This is a genomic window from Arthrobacter gandavensis (genome assembly GCF_039528575.1).
GTDB classification, from domain to species: Bacteria; Actinomycetota; Actinomycetes; order Actinomycetales; family Micrococcaceae; genus Arthrobacter_B; species Arthrobacter_B citreus_B.
The window spans coordinates 1-684 of record NZ_BAAALV010000012.1; the positions used below are offsets into that span (position 1 = coordinate 1).

Here is a 684-nt window from a genome sequence, read left to right on the forward strand (position 1 = left end):
TTGTTGGTTGGGAACCACATAGTGGACGCAAGCAGCATGATCTTCATATCCCTTCTTTGGCGGAACCGTTTGAAGTCGTGTTCTGCCCAGGATATGTGTGGTGTAAGTTATCGGCCTATTAGTACCGGTCAGCTTCACGGGTCTTTAGTCCCCGCTTCCACATCCGGCCTATCAACCCAGTGGTCTGGCTGGGGGCCTCTCACACACAAGGTGCATGGAAATCTCATCTTGAAGCAGGCTTCCCGCTTAGATGCTTTCAGCGGTTATCCCATCCGAACGTAGCTAATCAGCGATGCACTTGGCAGTACAACTGACACACCAGAGGTTCGTCCGTCCCGGTCCTCTCGTACTAAGGACAGCCCTTCTCAAATTTCCTGCGCGCGCAGCGGATAGGGACCGAACTGTCTCACGACGTTCTAAACCCAGCTCGCGTACCGCTTTAATGGGCGAACAGCCCAACCCTTGGGACCTACTCCAGCCCCAGGATGCGACGAGCCGACATCGAGGTGCCAAACCATGCCGTCGATATGGACTCTTGGGCAAGATCAGCCTGTTATCCCCGAGGTACCTTTTATCCGTTGAGCGACGGCCATTCCACAATGTACCGCCGGATCACTAGTCCCGACTTTCGTCCCTGCTCGAGATGTCTCTCTCACAGTCAAGCTCCCTTGTGCACTTACACTC

The 684-nt window shown here is 54.5% G+C and carries 1 rRNA gene; it reads right to left on the reverse strand.

Annotated elements, in window-relative coordinates:
* Window positions 1-97: 97 nt before the first annotated feature.
* A 23S ribosomal RNA gene (locus ABFX29_RS16610) occupies window positions 98-684 on the reverse strand; the annotation flags it as partial.